The organism is Caulobacter sp. FW305-C-30-S16, from assembly GCF_058783025.1.
Genome location: NZ_JBYSYH010000002.1, coordinates 727,053 through 742,433, shown reverse-complemented (window position 1 = coordinate 742,433; position 15,381 = coordinate 727,053). Strand labels below are relative to the sequence as shown.

Annotated in this window: 8 protein-coding genes; 2 read left to right on the top strand and 6 right to left on the bottom strand. The window is 68.9% G+C overall.

Features of this window, described 5'->3' with window-relative positions; translation table 11 throughout:
* Positions 1 to 247: 247 nt before the first annotated feature.
* Together AC3WJT_RS10575 and AC3WJT_RS10570 are read right to left on the bottom strand one after the other, a co-directional pair.
* Entirely contained in the window at positions 248 to 1,204 is a 957-nt protein-coding gene (locus tag AC3WJT_RS10575; protein WP_492343077.1) for a 2-hydroxyacid dehydrogenase, read from the bottom strand.
* A gap of 62 nt (positions 1,205 to 1,266) precedes the next feature.
* On the bottom strand, positions 1,267 to 4,179 hold the full coding sequence (locus tag AC3WJT_RS10570; RefSeq protein ID WP_492343076.1) for a M10 family metallopeptidase C-terminal domain-containing protein: 2,913 nt from the start codon (positions 4,177 to 4,179) through the stop codon (positions 1,267 to 1,269).
* A gap of 195 nt (positions 4,180 to 4,374) precedes the next feature.
* Here AC3WJT_RS10570 and AC3WJT_RS10565 point away from each other — a divergent pair, with 195 nt between their 5' ends.
* Positions 4,375 to 5,316, top strand: coding sequence for a hypothetical protein (locus AC3WJT_RS10565; protein ID WP_492343075.1), 942 nt, complete (start codon positions 4,375 to 4,377; stop codon positions 5,314 to 5,316).
* Here AC3WJT_RS10565 and AC3WJT_RS10560 read toward each other — a convergent pair.
* Positions 5,313 to 8,657: a hypothetical protein gene (locus AC3WJT_RS10560; protein ID WP_492343074.1), complete on the bottom strand. Its 3,345-nt coding sequence runs from the start codon at positions 8,655 to 8,657 to the stop codon at positions 5,313 to 5,315. The two genes, AC3WJT_RS10565 and AC3WJT_RS10560, sit on opposite strands and share 4 nt — an antisense overlap.
* Before the next feature lie 271 nt (positions 8,658 to 8,928).
* On the bottom strand, positions 8,929 to 10,596 hold the full coding sequence (gene ettA, locus AC3WJT_RS10555) for an energy-dependent translational throttle protein EttA (protein ID WP_492343073.1): 1,668 nt from the start codon (positions 10,594 to 10,596) through the stop codon (positions 8,929 to 8,931).
* A gap of 140 nt (positions 10,597 to 10,736) precedes the next feature.
* Between ettA and AC3WJT_RS10550 the strand changes: the two genes are divergently transcribed.
* Positions 10,737 to 12,293 (top strand): amidase, encoded by a 1,557-nt coding sequence (locus tag AC3WJT_RS10550; protein WP_492343072.1) that lies wholly within the window; start codon positions 10,737 to 10,739, stop codon positions 12,291 to 12,293.
* 6 nt (positions 12,294 to 12,299) lie between these two features.
* Here AC3WJT_RS10550 and AC3WJT_RS10545 read toward each other — a convergent pair whose 3' ends face one another.
* Entirely contained in the window at positions 12,300 to 13,817 is a 1,518-nt protein-coding gene (locus AC3WJT_RS10545; RefSeq protein ID WP_492343071.1) for a hypothetical protein, read from the bottom strand.
* Positions 13,814 to 15,286 carry a tetratricopeptide repeat protein gene (locus AC3WJT_RS10540; protein ID WP_492343070.1) on the bottom strand — a complete coding sequence of 491 codons (1,473 nt, stop codon included), beginning with the start codon at positions 15,284 to 15,286 and terminating at the stop codon, positions 13,814 to 13,816. The genes AC3WJT_RS10545 and AC3WJT_RS10540 overlap by 4 nt, the downstream gene beginning before the upstream one ends.
* Positions 15,287 to 15,381 lie beyond the last annotated feature (95 nt).

Sequence of the window (15,381 nt, the reverse complement as noted above, 5' to 3'; positions counted from 1 at the left end):
TAGATCCGACCGCATCCAGGTCCCGCACCCGGCGGCGACGGCCGGATGTCAGACTACCTCTAGCCAGCACGAATTCGCTCGTCAAAGTGATATCACTTTGATATTGATTTCGCGAGCGACGGCGACGGGCCGCCGCACGGGAGGACCACGACATGCTTGGCGTATTCCTGAAGTCCCCGCGCAGGCGGCTGGTCGCCTTTGTTCTGTTCGGAGCCCTGCTGGCCGCCGGCGTCGGGATGCTGATTGCTCAGGCCTGAACCGGGGACAGCAGCGGCTCTTCATGGAAGAAGCGCCGCAGGTTCTCCAGCGTCTGGCCGACCATCTTCGGGATGCTCTCCAGCGTCCCGCCGGCCGTGTGCGGCGTCAGCACCGTATTGGGCACATCTGCCCAGCGATCAGCCGGCGTCGGTTCGGTCTCGAACACGTCCAGCGCCGCCATGCCCAACCGCCCGTCCTTCAGCGCCGCGATCAGCGCGTCCTCGTCGACCACCGAGCCCCGCGCCACATTGACCAGGCAGCCGCGCGCGCCGAGCGCCTCGATGACCGGCTGCGAGATCAGGTGATGGTTCACCGCGTCGCCGCGACAGCAGACGAACAGCGCGTCGCTGTCGCGCGCCAGCGCCAACAGCCCCTCGGCCATCGGCCAGCGGCTTTCCTTCGGATTGGGCCCCCACCAGGACACCGTCATGCCGAACGGCTCAACCCGCCGTGCGACGGCCTGGCCGATGTGGCCCAACCCGACGATGCCCGCCCTGCGACCGGCCAGCCCGGGCCGGGGCCGCATGCGGTCCGCATGGGTCCAGCGACCGCCGCGCACGATGCCGTCGCCGGTGACGATCCCGCGCCAGGCGGCCAGGAAGGCGCCGACAGCGTGATCGGCGACGTCCTCGGCGTTCAGGCCCCGGGAATGGGTGACGGCGACACCCTGCGACCGGCACCAGGGCACGTCGACGCCGTCATAGCCGACGCTGACGCAGGCGATGAGGCCCAGTCGGGGCATCTCCGACATCATGTCCACGGACAGTTTGATCTCGCCGGCATGGACGATGGCCTGCACCTCGCGGCCCGGGCCTTCGAGAAAGGCCAGGCGGTCGGGAAACTCCCACAGCCGGATGACCCGATAGGCCGGTTCGAGCGCCGCCTGCAGTGGCAGCAGCATCTCATGCGAGATCAGGACGACGGGCGGAGGCGAAGCATCGGTCATGCCGCGACATTGCGCCCGTCGCCAGGCGCGTCAATCGACGACGTCGTGAGCAACATGCCCCGCTAGACGATCCAGTCGTGATCGGGCAGGCCGCGCGGTCCCCAGAAATGACCGGCCGCCCCCTGCTCGAAGTCAGGCCGCCCGAGGTTGGCTGCAAACAGTCCATCCTCGTGTCCCTCAAGACCGGCGCTCTGACGGTGATCATCGGCCAGGGGTGTAGCGACGGCCGGCTTGTCGGCCGTAAACACGAAGTGCTCCGGCTCGTCCGGCGACGGCCCCGAAAGTCCGACGAAGCTGCCGTTCGTGACCGTGGTCGCGACGACGTTCTTCAGCACCATCGTTCGCCCGTTGGCGAAGGTGATCAGGGTGTTCACCCCGCTCTGGACGATGGTCCCTGTCGCCCCGAACGCGGTGACGTCGATCAGGTCCTGCCCCACAACGAAGCCGATCACCGTATCGGAGCCCGCCTCGAGCGTAGCCACGAAGGTGTCGCCGCCCGCGCCTCCGGTCAGGGTGTTGGAGCCAGTCCCGCCGACGAGAATGTCGGCGCCCTCGCCGCCATCGAGCGAGTCGTTGTTCGCGCCGCCCTCAAGGCGATCATCGCCGCCGAGACCGGTGAGAATATCGTTGCCGGCCAGACCCTGGATGCGGTCCGCCCCGGCCGTTCCGGTAATCGGGCGGTCCGAGCCGGCCGTGCCGACAATCTCGTTGTAGCCCGGCGGAGGGCTCGGCGGCGGCGACGGCGGCGGACTGGGCGGCGGCGACGGCGGCGGGCTCGGCGGCGGTGAAGGCGGCGGAGACGGCGGAGGTGAAGGTGGCGGCGAAAGGCCGATGAAGCTGCTTTCCGTAACCGCGGTCGCGACGACGTTCTTCAGCACCATCGTTCGCCCGTTGGCGAAGGTGATCAGGGTGTTGGCGCTGCTCTGGACGATGCTGCCGGTCGCCCCGAACGCGGTGACGTCGATCAGGTCCTGACCCACCACGAAACCGATCACGGTGTCGGAGCCGGTTTCGGCGGTGGCCACGTACCTGTCGGCGCCCGCCCCGCCCGTCAGGGTGTTGGACCCCGTGCCGCCGACGAGAATGTCGTCGCCGTCGAGGCCCGAAATGGAGTCATTGCCGCCCAGGCCCTGGATCCGGTCGGCCCCGGCGGTGCCGGTCAGCGGCCGGTCAGCGGCCGCCGTGCCGACGATCTCGTTATAGCTCACCGGCGGCGGCGGCGGCGGCGGGCTGGGCGGAGGTGAAGGCGGCGGACTTGGCGGCGGCGACGGTGGCGGCGACGGCGGCGGGCTCGGTGGCGGCGAAGGCGGCGGGCTCGGCGGTGGCGAGAGCCCGATGAAGCTGGCGTCGGTCACGGCGGAGGCCGTCGTGTTCACCAGGCGGAATGTCACGCCGCTGGCGAGGGTGACGATCGTGTCCCCGCCGGACTGGACGATGCTCTGGTAAGCGCCGAACGCGCTGATATCGATCTGGTCAGTCCCGACGACGAAGTCGGTCACCGTGTCGGCGCCGCCGTTCAGCGACGCGACGAACACGTCGGCGGCCGCGCCGCCCGTGAGATTGTCATCGCCCAGACCGCCGATCAGCCGGTCAGCGCCGCCGCCCGCGCTCAGGGTGTCAGCGCCGCCGTTGCCGGTCAGCACATTGGCGACGCCGTTGCCGGTGATGGTGTCGGCGCCCGCTCCACCGATGGCGTTCTCGATCACCGCGCCGATGGCGACGGCGACGTTGCCGACCAGATTGCTGCCCGAACCGTAGGTGCCGACGCTCGAGAACGCGCCCTGGTTCAGGTTGATGATCTGGTTGTTGCTGTAGCCGGAGAAGTCGAACGTGTCGGTCCCGCCCGCGTCCCAGACGGCGAACACCAGAATGGTCGAGGCCGACGACGCGATGAACCACGGCCGGTCGGCATTGGAGTTGAAGCCGTAGGTCGTATCGCCGGTGCGCGTCGCGGTATTGACCCCATAGGTCCGCTGGGCGGCGGCGATGTCGTCCAGCATGATCGTCGCCGGATAGGCCGGGCCGAAATTCCCGCCCGTGTAGTTCTCGGTGAAGTAGCTCATCACCGTGTACTGGTGGCTGTCCTCGAAATACTCCGCGTTGGCGGCGTACGTGATCGAGACGCCCTCGCCGGCGTTGTAGTCGCCCGGGTGCGAGAAGCCGATGGCGTGGCCGGTCTCATGGATCAGCGCCAGCATGGCGTAATTGCCGGCCGTCGGGTTGGCGTAGTCTTCGTTGATCCAGACGTCCCCGCCCGAGGCGCTCTGGCTCGGATAGTAGGCGAACGCCGCCGCGCCGGCCGCGCCGGCGGAATAGTTGGCGTACAGCATGGTGGCGCTGTTGGAATAGGCGTCCTCGCCGCTCGTCCCGGTTCCCACCCGGACAAAGACGATGTTCGCCACGTCCGACCAGGCCGCCAGCGCCAGGATGGTCGCGTTGATCTGGAGCTCGCTGAAGCGGCTGAAGCCCGTCGTGCCGTCGGCCCCGTCCGTGCCGCCGGCGCCGAGCCCGACAGACCGGAAGGCATAGGTCACCACCGACGGAGCGCCGCCCCAGTAGGGATCGTCCCAGCGGTTGTCCACGTCGGCCACGCCCGGCCGAATGTAGAAGTCGTTCCACGACGCGTAGGTGCGGTTCAGCTGAAGGGCCGCCTCGGCGACGGTCTTGGACACCTTGCCGGTGCCGGCCTCGGTGCCGCCGCGCTGGTCGGCGTTCAGGAAGAAGTCCGGCTGGGCCGGCGTTTCCGGCGCCTTGACCGCAATGAACCCGCCCGAGCACATCGGGCAGCCACAAGCGACCGCCGGCAGTGAGTCGTCCTGCAGTATGGCCCGGCTGAGCGCCGCGTCATGCTCCGTCGATGCTGTCAGGGTCAGCTGGCCGTCCAGATCGGGCGAGAACAGGCCCCGCCCCGTACCTGGAATGAAGTCGCCCACGCCGGGATCAGGCTGAGACAGGTCCTCGCGAAACTTGGCCATACTACGGCTGCCTTCCCTGCTCGATCCGTCCTCGTCCCCCGGAAACTAGGCCCCGGGCGGCGGTTCGGCAAGGAACCTGCACCGCGTGAGGTTGCCGCAGCGTTACGACCCGGGCGCCCGACCGGACAGGCCATCCGCAACAGGCTCCATTGCCATTCATGATTTGAGGTTCCACTGTTCTCCGGGGAGGCGCGGATGACTCAGGAGCCGCACATCGAGAGCCTGCGACGGCAGCAGCGACTCGTGTTCCGCTGCGTCACGATCTTCCTGCTCGATCTCGTTGGCCGCCAGATCCGCCGGCACGACGGCGATTTCACCCGCGCGATCGTCTACATGGCCGCGATCCAGGCCAGCCGATCCCCCGCCGGCGGCGAAGGGTTGGACGCCGCGGCTCGCGCCTTCAGCGTTCGGGCCATCGCCCAATCGCTGGCCCTCCCCTACGAGACCACGCGCCGGAAGGTCGCCGACCTTGAGGCCGCCGGTCTCGCCCGCCGCAACGGATTCCGCGGATTCACGGTCGCGCCCGCGGTCTTCGAAAACGAAGCCGGCCGCATGGACAACGAGGCGACGTGGCTGGCCCTCCAGCGGGTGATCGTCGACCTGCGCGCGCTCGGCTTCGACTTCAGCCAGATCCCCGGCGGAAACACCCCCGCCCTCGCCCCCGCGCGCGGCCTGGCCGAGGACGACCTCGTTGATGCGGTCACCATCCTGACCAACGACTTTCTGCTGCGGGTGCTCGAGGCGGGCTCAAGGCCGCACGGTTCAATGCTGGACGCATCCATCATCGCGACGCTCATTCTCGCCAATGCGGAGCTCCTGACGCTCGATCCGGAGCTGGCCTGGACCTATTCGGGCGCGGCGACGCCGCCGCCGGATCATCTGCGCACGCCGGCCACCATCACCAGCCTCGCCGCCTCGCTCGGCCTGACGCACGAGACGCTGCGTCGCCGGATGCGCCACTATCGCGCGCTCGGCTGGGTCAAGCGGGCGACCGGCGGCTATCTGATGACCCTCGACAGGCTCCAGGACCCGGACGTCCTGGCCGCGGGCCTGATGATCGTCCAGCGCTTCCTGCAGCTGCTCCAGTCGGTCAGCCAGCTGGGCGTCGACCTGGCGACGGTCGGCGCTGAGGACTAGAGCACCCACCCGCCGTTCACGTCGCCGCCGCCGGTGTAGAGGTTCGCCGTGGTGGCGGCGTGGTTGCCGGTGATCTCGATGGCGAGGTCGGCGACGCCATCGCCATCGACGTCCAGCTGCAGCAGGGTCTTGCCGCTGTTCGACTTGATCGTCGCCTGGCCGGCCGTGTTGGTGAACTTCGCGACGAAGGTGAAGGCCTGATCGTCGGCGAGGTTGACGTTGGCGTCGATGGCGCTGAGGTCGATGCGGTCGTTGAACAGGAAGCTGAGGTCGGTGATCGCGTCCCGGTCGGCGGTCTGGCCGAGGTTCGAGCGGCGGACGTCGAGATCGCTGAAACCGAACGTGTCGCCGCCCGTGCCGCCGGTCAGCCGGTCGCCGCCCGCACCGCCGTAGAGGACGTCGCCGTCCTGGCCGCCGTCGAGGCTGTCATTGCCGTTGCCGCCGTAGAGGCTGTCCGCGCCGGCCATCCCGGCGAGCACATCGGCCCCGTCGTTGCCGATGAGGGTGTTGCCGCCGGCGCTGCCCGTGATGGTGTTGGCCAGCGCGTTGCCTTCGCCGGTAACCCCGCCGTTCAGGGTCAGGCTCTCGATGTTGGCCGAGAGGGTGTAGCTGACCGACGAGGTGACGCTGTCGGTCCCCTCGCCCACACCCTCGGTGATGGCGTCGTCGGCGTCGTCGACGACGTAGGAGTCATTGCCCGCCCCGCCGGCCATGCTGTCGACGCCGGTTCCGCCGTCGAGCGCGTCATTGCCCGCCCCGCCGTTGAGCGTGTCGATCCCGGCGCCGCCACTGAGGACGTCATTCTGGGTGTCGCCGTTGAGCGTGTCGTTGTCATCGCCGCCGTTCAGGACATCATCCCCGCCGCCGCCATTGAGCGTGTCGTTGCCCGCCAGACCGTTGATCGTGTTGGCGACGCTGTTGCCGGTGATGACGTTGGCCAGCGCGTTGCCAGTTCCGGTCAGGGTCCCGCCGTTGCCCAGCGTGAGGTTCTCCAGCCCCGACCCGAGGGTCCAGCTGATCCGGGTGATCACGAGGTCGGTCCCGTCGCCGCCGGTCTCGTCGGTCGTATCGCCCGCGTCGTCAACGACATAGGTGTCGTTGCCCGTCCCGCCGGTCATGGCGTCGGCGCCGAGCCCGCCCTTGATGTAGTCATCGCCGTCGCCGGCATCGATGACGTCGTCCCCCTCGCCGCCGTCGACTGTGTCGTTGCCGCCGCCCGCATTGACGGTGTCCGCGCCGGCCTGGGCGCTGATCGCGTCCACGCCGCCCGTGCCGGTGAGGGTGTCGTCGCCGGGTGAGGGCGTGGTTGAGCCTTCCGCCGCGTCCTCGATCGGCAGGATCAGGCTGGTTGAGGCCGTGCCGCCCTGGCCATCGTCGGCCGCCAGGGTGATCGTCGCCGAGGCCGGCGGCGTATCCGTGTCGGCGAGGAAGTTGACGACGCTGGCCGGGTTCGTGTTGAGCAGGGCGTTGATCTGGAACCAGGTCCCGGTGAGAACGACGCTGGCCGTGCCCGAGCCGGAAACCAGAGCGCCGCTGCTGGCCGGAGCGACCGTGAGCAGGCCGTAGTCCGTGGACAAGGTCACGGTGAGCACGTCGCCGGCGTCCGGGTCGCTGATCGTGAAGCCGGTGTTTTTCAGGCTCAGCGCCACCTGTTCGACAGCCGTCGGGCCGACGTTGAAAACCTGCGCCTTGACCGCGAAGCCGCTGGCGTCGCCTGTCGCGCCGAGCACGCCCCGACTATCGTCGCGCCAGGTGACCACGAACCCGCCATTGGGCAGGGCAGCGATCTGGATGGTGTCCTGAGCGTTCGCTACGGCCGTGTTGACGCGGACCTCGGTCCCGACCATTGCCCCGGCAGCGGTGAAAACCTGCGCCTTGACGGCGTAGCCGCTGGCGTCGCCAGTCGCCCCGAGGACGCCCCGGCTGAAATCCTGCCAGGTGACGACAAACCCGCCGCCTGCAAGGGCGGTGACCTGCGGGGCGTCCTGACTGCTCGCAACAGCCGTGTTGACCCGGATCTCGGTCCCGACCATCGCCCCGGCGGCGGTGAACACCTGCGCCTTGACTGCGGTGCTGCTCGAGTCGCCCGTGGCGCCGAGTGCGCCCAGGCTGAGGTCCTGCCAGGTAACGACGAACCCGCCGTTGGACAGGGCTGTGATCTGCTCGTTGTACTGATTGTTCGCAACCGCGGTGTTGACCCGGATCTCGGTCCCGACCATCGCCCCGGCGGCCGTGAAGACCTGCGCCTTGACGGCAAGATTGCTGGCGTCGCCCGTCGCCCCGCCGTCACCCAGGCTGCCGTCTTGCCAGGTGACCACGAACCCTCCGTTGAGCAGGGCGGTGATTTGGGCGGTGTCCTGATCGTTCGCTACCGCCGTGTTGACGCGGATCTCGGTCCCGACCATCGCCCCGGCGGCGGTGAACACCTGCGCCTTGACCGCGTAGCCACTGGTGTCGCCGGTTGCTCCGAGCACGCCCTGGCTGCCGTCTCGCCATGCGACCAAGAAACCGCCGCCTGACAGAGCGGTGACCTGGGCGAAGTCCTGGCTACCCGCGACTGCCGTGTTGACGAGAATTTCGGTCCCGATCATCGCTCCGGCGGCGGTGAACACCTGCCCCCGGACTGCGGCGCCGACGGTGTCCGGGGCTGTCGCGCTGTTGTCCTGCCAGGTGATCACGAAGCCGCCGTTGGACAAGGTTGTGATCTGGGGAGAGCTCTGACCGTTCGTGACTGCGGTGTTGACGCGGATCTCGATCCCGACCATCGCCCCGGCGGCGGTGAACACCTGCGCCTTGATGGCGGTGCCGCTGTTGTCGCCGGACGCCCCACCCACGCCTCCGCTGGAGTCCTGCCAGGTGACCACGAACCCGCCATTGGACAGGGAGGTGATCTGCGGGAGGCTCTGACTGCTCGCTACGGCTGTGTTGACGAGGATTTCTGTCCCGACCATCGCTCCTGAGGCGGTGAACACCTGCGCCTTGATGGCGGTGCCGTCGCTGTCACCGGTCGCTCCCAAGACGCCCGCGCTGTTGTCGCGCCAGGTGACCACGAACCCGCCGTTGGACAGGGAAGTGACCTGCTGGACGAGTTGATCGCTTGCCACAGCCGTATTGACCAGGATCTCCCCACCCGTCCGCACTAACGTCGGCGTGAAGCCCACGGTCGGCCCGCCGGTTCCGGCGAAGACCTGCGGCTGGTCGCCGCCGTCCGTGGGATCGAGCGGCGCAGCTTCGGAGGGCGCGGATACGGGCGGCGTGCCGGTCGCGGGGACGGTGTCGCCGCCAGCGCCGACGCCGGTTTCAGCCACGGCCGTGGTCGATCGCGAAAGGAAATGCTGCACGTTTCGCCCCTGCTCCGCCGGACCAGAGGCGGACTGCAAACAGGGGTCATCACGGCCGGAGCAGGGTCAGCGCAGCGGGTCGTCCCGCCAGACCCGTACGGATACCGCAGGTTCGCGAACCGGCGGGTAACCGGAAGTGCAATAATTAGGGCCTATCCGGGCAATCGTCACCCGGAATGGGCCATCATCGCGCGCAGCGCGATATGTCCACGCGCACAGGGTCGCGGCGGACGAAGCCTTACCGCTCCCGGACCGCCGCTCGACGCCCGCCCTAGCGCGTGAACTTCTGGAACTTGATGCGGTGCGGGATCAGGCTGTCGGCGCCGAGGCGGCGCTTCTTGTCTTCCTCGTACATCTCGAAGTTGCCCTCGAACCACTCCACATGGCTGTCGCCCTCGAAGGCGAGGATGTGGGTGCAGAGGCGGTCGAGGAACCAGCGGTCGTGGCTGATGACCACTGCGCAGCCGGCGAACTCTTCCAGCGCCTCTTCGAGGTTCTGCAGCGTCTCGATGTCCAGGTCGTTGGTCGGTTCGTCGAGCAGGATGACGTTGCCGCCGGTGGCCAGGGTCTTGGCCAGGTGGACGCGGTTGCGTTCACCGCCCGACAGCTGGCCGACCTTCTTCTGCTGGTCGCCGCCCTTGAAGTTGAAGCTGCCGACGTAGGCGCGGGTGTTGATCTCGCGCTTGCCGACCATCATCACGTCGGTGCCGCCGCTGACCGCCTGCCAGACGGTGTCGGTGGGGATCAGGTCGTCGCGGCTCTGGTCGACGTAGGCCAGCTTGACCGTCTCGCCGAGGCGGACAGTGCCGCGGTCCGGCGTTTCCTGGCCGGTGATCAGCTTGAACAGGGTCGACTTGCCGGCGCCGTTGGGGCCGATGACGCCGACGATGCCGTTGGGCGGAAGCTTGAAGGTCAGGCCCTTGAACAGGACCTTGTCGCCGTATTCCTTCTCCAGGTCGGCGACCTCGAGCACGACGTTGCCGAGGCGCGGGCCCGGCGGGATCTGGATGACGGCGTGGGTCTGGGCGCCGCGGGCGTTCTCCTGCTCCGACACCATCCGCTCATAGGCGGCCAGGCGGGCCTTGGACTTGGTCTGGCGGGCCTTGGCGTTGGAGCGGACCCACTCCAGTTCCTTGGTCAGGGCGCGCTGGCGCGACTCGGACTCGGACTGCTCCTGCACGACGCGCTTCTGCTTCTGCTCCAGCCAGCCGGAGTAGTTGCCCTCGTAGGGCACGCCCTTGCCGCGATCGAGCTCGAGGGTCCAGCTGGTCACCTGGTTGAGGAAGTAGCGGTCGTGGGTCACCAGGATGACGCAGCCCGGGAAGGCTTCCAGGTGATGCTGCAGCCAGGCCACGGACTCGGCGTCCAGGTGGTTGGTCGGCTCGTCGAGCAGCAGCATGTCGGGCTTGCTGAGCAGCAGGCGGGCCAGCGCCACGCGGCGCTTCTCACCGCCCGACAGCTTGGTCACGCCGCTGTCGTTGGGCGGACAGCGCAGGGCGTCCATGGCCATCTCGACCTTGCTGTCGATGTCCCACAGGTCGCCGGCGTCGATCTTCTCCTGGAGGGCGGTCATCTCCTCCATCAGCTCGTCGGTGTAGTTCTCGCCCAGCTCCATGGCGATCTGGTTGTAGCGGTCGACGGTCAGCTTTTCGTCGCACCAGGCGATGACGTTTTCCCAGACGGTCTTGCTGTCATCCAGGTGCGGCTCCTGCTCGAGGTAGCCCATCTTGACGCCGTCGGCCGCGCGCGCTTCGCCGCTGAACTCCTTGTCCAGCCCGGCCATGATCTTCAGCAGGGTCGATTTGCCCGAGCCGTTGACCCCGACGACGCCGATCTTGGCGTCCGGGTAGAACGACAGCCAGATGTTCTCGAACACCTTCTTGCCGCCGGGATAGGCCTTGGTCAGGCCCTGCATCTGGAAAATGTATTGCGCGGCCATAGGGGTCGCTCGCTCTCGTCTGATCGTGATCCGGGGTGGCGCGGGATGTAGCGACCGGGGGGCCGAAACGCAATGCGCAGCCGGACTTGCCACGCGCCTCCATCAGGGAGAAGCATCGCCCGGTCGCCCCAGGAGCTCCCATGCGCCCTCTTCTGACCGCTCTGTTCGCCGTCGCCCTCGCCGCGCCCGCCGGCGCCATGCCGCCGCCCCTGCCGGCCGTCGCCGACCGCTCGATGACCGAGCTTCAGGCGGATATCGCGAGCGGAAGGGCGACCGCCGAGAGCCTGGCCAGCGCCTATCTTGTGCGCGCCCGCGCGATCGACCCGCAGCTGCGATCCATCATCGCCCTCAATCCGAACGCCCTGTCACTGGCCAATGCCGCCGACCAGGCCCGGCGACGGGGCGCCGCTGTCGGCCCCCTGTTCGGCATGCCGATCCTGATCAAGGACAACATCGAGACGCTGGATGCGATGGCCACCACCGCCGGATCGCTGGCCCTGGCGGAGAACGTCACCGGACGCGACGCGCCGGTCATCGCCCGCCTGCGGGCGGCCGGGGTTGTGGTGCTGGGCAAGGCCAACCTGTCGGAATGGGCCAACATCCGCTCCGACGACTCCCTGTCCGGCTGGAGCGCGGTCGGCGGCCAGGCGCGCAATCCCTATGACCTGGCGCGCAGCACCTGCGGCTCGTCGGCCGGCAGCGCCGCGGCGGTCGCGGCGGGGCTGGCGGCGGCGGCGGTCGGGACCGAAACCGACGGCTCGATCACCTGCCCCGCGGCGATCAACGGACTGGTGGGGCTCAAGCCGACGGTCGGCCTGGTCTCGCGCACCTTCATCGTGCCGATCAGCGACAGCCAGGACACAGCCGGGCCGATGACCCGCACCGTGCTCGACACGGCCAACATGCTGACGGTGATGGCGGGCAGCGATCCGAAGGACCCCGCCACCGCCGAGGCGGACGCGCGTAAGGGCGACTACGCCGCCGGCCTGCGCACCGATGCGCTGAAGGGCGTGCGCGTCGGGGTGATGCGCTACGCCGCCGGCTTCCACCGCGAGACCGACGCGGTGTTCGAGCAGGCGCTGGCGGCGCTGAAGGCGCAGGGCGCGATCCTCGTCGATGTTCCCGAGTTTCCCGACCGGTCGAAGATCGGCGCCAACGAGCTGGTCGTGCTGCTGACCGAGCTGAAGGTCGGGATGAACGCCTGGCTCGCCTCGACCGACCCGATGAAGGTCAGGACCCGCAGCCTGGCCGACGTGATCGCCTTCAACCGCGCCAACGCCGACCGGGAGATGCCCCTGTTCGGCCAGGAGCTGTTCGAAATGGCCGAGAAGACCACAGGGCTGGCTGACCCGGCCTATCTCAAGGCCCGCGATGACGCCCGGCGCATGGCCGGTCCCGACGGCATCGACGCGCTGCTGGCGAAGCACGACGTGGCCGTGCTGGTCGGGCCGACGCTGGGCCCGTCCTGGCTGATCGATCCGGTGCTCAAGGATCGCTACGTCGGGGGCGGAGCCGGCAATGCGGCGGCGGTGGCCGGCTATCCGCATCTGACCGTGCCGATGGGCCAGGTCGGCGGTCTGCCGGTCGGCCTGAGCTTCGTCGGCCCGAAGTGGAGCGAGGCGCGACTGCTGGGCTACGGCTTCGCCTACGAGCAGGCGACGCAGTTGCGCCGCCCGCCGGCCTTGTCCGTCAACTAGGCGCTGCTAGTAGCCGCCCGATCCGGTCCGCGGCCTGCCCCAGCGGGGCTTCGCCGGCGGCGCGGGACGCTGCGGATAGGGCTGGGCCGCTGGCGACCCGTCACGCTGGTAGGCGCGATCGTAGCCGTCGGCTTCCCACCAGTCGCGATAGGGGTTGGTGAAGCCGCTCTCGTCGCGCAGGGACGGCGGCAGGCCGCTGCTGCGCTGGCAGTACACGCCCTGCTCCCAGCCGCGCTTCCAGCAGTCGTCGTTGAAGTAGGCGTAGTTGGGCTCGAGATCGACGACGACGCCCTGTTCGATCCACAACGGCCGGCTGCTCCAGCCGTAGAAGCGGTTGCGCTTGACCGTCGCCTTGCCCGTCGACGCGTACAGGCCGACCTCGCGCGAGCCGATCGCCGATTCCGTCAGGGTCAGGTCGCCATCGGTGACCACGCCCACCGTCGTGCGGCAGAAGCGGCTGCGGTTGACCTCGACGATCGAGCCCCGGTCCAGATGCAGGCCGTTGCGCCAGCCGCAGACCACGGCGTTGTTGATCTTGAGCGCGCCGGACCCGCTGCGCTGGCCGCGCACCAGAATGCCGTTGCCGGCAGGCAGCGCGGCGTCGCGCCCCATGATGCCGCTCTGTTCGATGATGCTGTCGCCGACCCCGGGCGTGACGTCGAGCCCGGCCTCTTCGGCCAGCACCCGGGTGCGGCTCATCTTCAGGATCGCGCCGTCGGTGACGACAGCGGCGTCCCAGGTGCGGGCGTCGATGAAGCTCTCGATCAGACGCAGCTCGCCGCCCGAGGCGAACACCGCCGCCGTGTCGCCCCAGTAGCGGACGGTCGTCCGCACCAGCGCCACCTTGGAGTCCCAGGTCTCGACGCACGGCGCGCGGCCGCCCTTCTCTGTCGACAGGATCAGATCCCGCAGTTCGACCCCTTGCACGCCAGGCGCAACCTTGACGCAGGATGAGCCCTCGGCCGGGCTGATGGTCGCCCGTTGCGCCGGAGAATCGTCAAAAATCGAGGCGGCGGCGCCGACGATCGCGACAGGATGCTCGATCCACAGGGTCTCGCGGCAGGTGCCACGCACATAGAGGGTGCCGCCGTCAGCGAGACGCTGGAGCGCGTCGTTCAGCGGACCGCTGCTGTTGTACTGGCCGGAATCCTGATCGTCGTACTGACCGCCGGACGAGCCCGAACCCGACCCGTAGCCTGAACTCGGCGGAGCGCCATAGCCCGATCCGGACCCGGACCCATACGACGACGGCGGCGGCGCGTTGCAGTCGACCGTGATGCTGGTTTCGAACCGCCCGCCCGAATAGTAGCCGCCCCCGCCCTGACGCGGACGGTAGTAGCGGGGCTTGTAGCGATCAGGCCGCCAGCGCGGACGCAGCGGCGGCGTGATCAGGCCGCCGAAGTTGGGGCGAATCTGCGCATCGATCCCGGCGGCGGCGTCGGGGAAGGCCTGCGAGGAGCCGGCTGCGCCGAGCACGATCATGGCCGCGCTCGCGGCCGTGAGGAGGCGGGTAAGCGTCTTCATCGTACGTAGTCCCTGTCGCGGGGCGAGGGTCGCGGCGCGCGCGACACCTGGGCCAGCACCTGCTGGAGGCGTCCCACGGACGGCTTGAAGCCCGAGAGCGCGGAGTCGATCTGGTAGACGACCGCCTTGGCCTTGTCCTGGTCGGCCACGCCGGCGACGCCGAGCGAGAAGTAGGTCGACATGGCGTACTTGGCCTCGCCTGACCCCTGGCGATCGGCTTCGGCGAACCAGTGGAACGACCGGGCGTAGTCGCGCGGAACACCCACGCCCTCGGCGTACATCACCGCGAGCACCAACTGGGCCTTGGGCGAGCCGTTGACGGCCGCGTACTGGATGATGCGGACCTTCTCGATCGCCGTCAGGACGCCGGTCTGCGGCCGGGCGACGCGGGCCTGGAAGTCCTGGATTTCCTGCGGGTAGAGCGCGTCCTCGCTGGTCACAACGCGCGGCGTCGAGCGCAGATAGGCCAGCGCCTCGCCGATGTGGATGAACGGCAGTTCGCGAATGCGACCCAGCGCCACCTGTTGGGCGTCGCCCACCTGGTCGCTCTCGTCGGAGTGCGGCACGCCCGAGGACGGCGACTCGGGCGGATAGAATTCGTAGGGCGGGATCCAGCGCTTGGCCTTGGCCTCGACAAACTGGCCGGCGGCGGCGCGCTGCGCCGAGGACCGCTCGAAGTCCTTCAGCATCACATAGGCGCCGACATCGCCGGTCTGAACGGCGAGATAGTTGTAGAGATAGGCGTCGACGTCGTTGCGCGGGAACAGGTTCAGCACCTGCGGCGTGCCGGGCTTGTAGGGCTTGCCGCGGGCTTCCGTGGCCTGGCGGTTGTCGGACGGCTCCCCGAACGGACCGAAGAAGTTGTCGTGCATCCGCGCCAGCGTGCGGTAGCCGGGCGCGCCTTCGGTCGCCAGGATGTAGATCACGCGGCTGCGGACCTTCTCCTGCTCCTCGGACGACATCTGCGACAGCAGGCGGTCGAGGGAGCGGTAGGCGATGTTGCGCTCGACGGCGCGGCAGTCGTCATAGCGGGCGACGGTCTTCTGCTCGCCCTGCGGCGAACGCCGGCCAATGGCGGAAATCGGCGAGTAGCCCTCGCCGTTGGACAGGGCGATGGCGTACCAGACGGCCGCCTCAACCGGGTCCTCGAGGTTCTTGTCCGCCGCGCGCAGGCCTTCGTAGCGGCGCGCCAGCTCCAGTTGCGAGAAGAAGTCGCCGGTGAAGCCGCGGCGGCGAAGCGTGCGGATCTCAAGCTGCTGGGTGTTGAACTGCGGCGCCACGCCGGTCGGGACCTGCGGGCGGGGGCACGCCGTATCGCCCGGCTTGCCGAAGAAGCTCTCCGGTCCGCTGTCACAGCCGACGAGGGGAATCACCACCGCAGCGATGAGCGCAACGATCGAGCTGCCGCGGATCAGCGGGCCTTGCGCAGCCCCGAACGGGCGGCCTTGGGCTTCGCTGGTCTCATGCATACTGTTTAGCCCCCCAGCCCGGCCGTTAACCATTCGGCAACGTGACTCTTCGCCGGGCTCCCGCGGGAGTCAAGCTCGCCCACGGTCCGAGAGGC